This window comes from Microcystis sp. LEGE 08355, assembly GCF_015207185.1.
Classification (GTDB): domain Bacteria; phylum Cyanobacteriota; class Cyanobacteriia; order Cyanobacteriales; family Microcystaceae; genus Microcystis; species Microcystis panniformis.
This window is the reverse complement of record NZ_JADEXI010000490.1, coordinates 1-3,514: the sequence shown is the minus strand read 5'-3', so window position 1 is coordinate 3,514 and position 3,514 is coordinate 1. Positions and strand designations below refer to the sequence as shown.

The 3,514-nt window shown below is 41.6% G+C and carries 3 protein-coding genes and 1 pseudogene; all 4 read left to right on the top strand.

Annotation, left to right across the window (positions count from 1 at the left end; genetic code table 11):
• On the top strand, positions 1-499 hold a 499-nt coding region (locus IQ242_RS19825; RefSeq protein WP_193961143.1), incomplete at its 5' end, for an AAA family ATPase.
• Positions 499-990 (top strand): hypothetical protein, encoded by a 492-nt coding sequence (locus IQ242_RS19820; RefSeq protein WP_228021108.1) that lies wholly within the window; start codon positions 499-501, stop codon positions 988-990. The genes IQ242_RS19825 and IQ242_RS19820, both read left to right, overlap by 1 nt.
• A gap of 153 nt (positions 991-1,143) precedes the next feature.
• Positions 1,144-1,230, top strand: a pseudogene (locus tag IQ242_RS26385) (SWIM zinc finger family protein); the annotation flags it as partial.
• A gap of 195 nt (positions 1,231-1,425) precedes the next feature.
• Entirely contained in the window at positions 1,426-3,450 is a 2,025-nt protein-coding gene (locus IQ242_RS19810) for a TrkA family potassium uptake protein (protein ID WP_193961142.1), read from the top strand.
• Positions 3,451-3,514: the final 64 nt, after the last annotated feature.

Genomic DNA, 3,514 nt, shown 5'->3' with positions numbered 1-3,514 from the left:
AGATTGGCTTTATCATGCCGATGGGAGAAAGATTAACTTAATTGATGCTTCAAGCGGACAGCAAGAAGCTTTACCAATGTTATTAATTCTCTTAGTTTTCTCGTTTTTTCCTGATTCCGAATCCAACCAATTTTTTATTGAGGAACCCGAAACCCATCTTTTTCCCTCCGCTCAAAGAGATATGGTAGAACTATTTACCTTACTTTATGCTAATAAAAATTGTCGTTTCTTTCTCACTACCCATAGTCCCTACATTCTCACAGCTTTGAATAATAAAATCATGGCAGCTAACGTTGAGCCTGTCAAAGCACAAAAATCTTTAGGTTATAAAAATACTCTTCAATTTCAAGATGTGTCAGCCTACACAATTAGCAATGGACAAACTCAAAGTATCTTAGATACAGAGGTGAACTTGATTGGTATCAATAACCTCGATGCTGTCTCCGATGAACTTAGTCAAGAGTTTGAAGAAATCTTAGAAAGAAAGGCTCAACAATAATGGATATTAGTCACTGTTCTGAATGCAATAATAATAAAATAGTCAAAGTTAAAGAAAATGGTAAAGAATTCATCGTCAACAATAATAGTCAGAAATTAGTTACTAAGATAAAAATAGATAATTGTTTAATCATCGAGGGGAAAAGATGCGACTGGCTGTTAGAAATTGATTATCCCTGTAGCTTGGCTCTTTATATTGAACTCAAGGGTAAAAATATTGAACAAGCTTATGATCAATTATTGTCAACTCTAAATCATTCTTACTTACAAGAAAGACATAAAAAATCTAAAAAAGAATGCTATATTGTGGCTTCTAGAGTACCAAAAGCTGGAACCAATGTTCAGGTTTATCAGGCGAGATTAAAGCAGTCTCATCCTGAAGTTAGTTTAAAAGTCAGGTCGATGAAAGCTGAAAGGCTCTTCGTTACTTGTTATGGTTCGATAGGGTGGCATAAATCGACTAAATCCTTATCTGGCAAGAGATTGAATTGATTAGTTCGCTCTAGATCAAAAACAATTGACAAAAATCGCCAAATGTCTTTTTCTATAAGGGTTCCACCCCTTATAACCCCCGTCCATTGCATAACACAAACCGAAGAGCCAGCTGAAATCACTATTTAGGTTTTTCCCTCAGAAAAAAGCTGAACCTATTGTTCCTGTCCCGATTGGGAAAATCCCTGTAAACATATTGCTGGAGTTTATTACTTCGTTGCTTCCCAATTAAATATGGAAGAAATGTATCAACGGGTACGCAATAAAAATGCTGGTATGTTATAATTAGGTAGGTGTTAAAAATTGTCAGACCCTCTTCTTATTAAGAAGAAATTAAGGGTAGATTAAGGGGGAATCGGCACCCCCCTTATCAAGGGGGGCAGGGGGGATCGGAATTTTGAAAAATCCTTCTATTTTTTAAGACAAGCAGAATCTATGAACCAAGAATCTCTCAGCTTTGTCCCTGGGAATGTCAAGTTAGCCGATCGCTTTTTAGTTTGTGGATTGGGTAGTCTCGGACAACACTGCGTCAAATCTTTAAAAGAGTTTGGGGTTAGCGTTGTCGGTATCGAACTAATACAGCCTCCCAGTTGGGAAATTAATGATTTTCCCGATTTATTAGAGGAAATAATTATCGGTGATTGTCGTCAAAAAAACATTTTAGCAAGAGCGGGAATCGATCGCTGTCGGGCTGCTTTAATTGTCACCAGTGATGAGCGAATTAATGCCACCACTGCCCTAATTATTCGGCAATTAAATCCCCTTACCCGCTTAGTGGTGCGTTCTTCTAAAGATAATCTCAATCAGCTACTTAAGGAACGTTTAGGCAATTTTATCGCCTATGAACCTACCCAACTACCCGCCAATGCCTTTGCTTTAGCCACATTAGGCACAGAAACCCTCGGTTTTTTGCATCTCGACGGTCAGAAATTGCGGATTATCCAGAGACAAATTAGCCCCGAAGATGGTTTACTCGATCGCTTTTTAGGTGATTTAAATACCCCCACCCGTCGTCTGTTAGCACACACAGCCCCCGATGAACCTTTAAGGGCTGGATTTTATCAATGGTTCCCCACCACCACTATCGGGGCCGGTGATACCATTACCACCATCGAAACTACCTACCAAAATATCGATGCTACCCGCCAGAAACCGTCAAATTCTCGCCAGAAGTTGCGGCATTTTTGGCAAAAATTGCTCAAAGAAATCCAACAATTCTGGCAATTGAGTTTTCAGCAGCAAATTCACCGGGTGGCTTTCCTGTCAGTATTTATCATTATCCTCCTAGTAATTATCGGGACTTTTCTTTTCCATCTCTACGCTCCGAGAGCTTCCTTTATTTCCGCTCTTTCAGGAACGGCGATTCTTTTATTAGGTGGTTATGGGGATGTTTTCGGTGCCTCTAACCCCGAAGATTTAAATGCAGTACCCTGGTGGATGCAGCTATTTAGTCTCTTTTTAACCTTAGCTGGAACCGCTTTTATCGGGGTTCTCTACGCCATTTTGACCGAAACTTTATTATCATCAAGATTTCAATTTATCCCTAACCGTCCCCCAGTTCCCCAACAGAATCATATCGTTATTGTCGGCTTAGGTCGAGTCGGCAGAGAAGTGGCTAATTTATTACTAGAAATGCAACAGGCGATCGTCGGGGTCAGCTTAAATAGGGATTTTGATGCGACTATCCTGCCAAAAATGCCCCTGATGACGGGAAATATCGAAGAATCTTTAAAAAATGTCAATTTAGATAGGGCCAAAAGTATAGCGATCGTTACCGATGACGAAATCCTCAATTTAGAAGTGGCCCTAACCACCCGCAAACTCAACCCCCAAAGCTACTTAGTCATCCGCACCACCGACGACAACCTTAGTCAACAATTAAGTCAAATTCTGCCCCGCTCTCACATTTTGGGAACCAACACCGTGGCGGCAGAAGCCTTTACGGGGGCCGCTTTCGGAGAAAATATCATCTATCTGTTCCGTTGGGCGCAAAAAACGATTCTGGTGACAGAATACGAGATCGAAGCCGGAGATACTCTCAATGGTAGCTCGCTCGGGGATATTGCCTACGGTTATCGAGTCGTGCCGATCCTACACCAACGAGAACGGCAAGCCCCGAAATTAATGCCCGAAGATTATCTCAACTTACGCATCGGCGATCGCATTGTGGTGCTGGCCACTATCAACGGACTGCGACGGGTGGAACAGGGTCGTCGAACTCCCAAAACTTGGCGCGTGCGGGTGGAAAAAGCCTTTAATCGCAATATTGCCGCGGAAGCGCCCACCGTAATCAGTCGTTTTTCTAATTGTCCCCTGAAAACCGCCAGCGATCTCATGGAAAATTTGCCAGCAACCCTGGGCGCCCCCCTCTACGAACAGCAGGCGATTCGATTAGTTTCCGAGTTAAAAAAAATTCAAGTTCAAGCGCTGGCTATTCCCATTAACCCGAAATCGAGTTAATCGGAGTTAAGTAAGTAGTTATAATTAAATTGAAGATAGATTTTGCCTCTGCCCCCCCTTATTA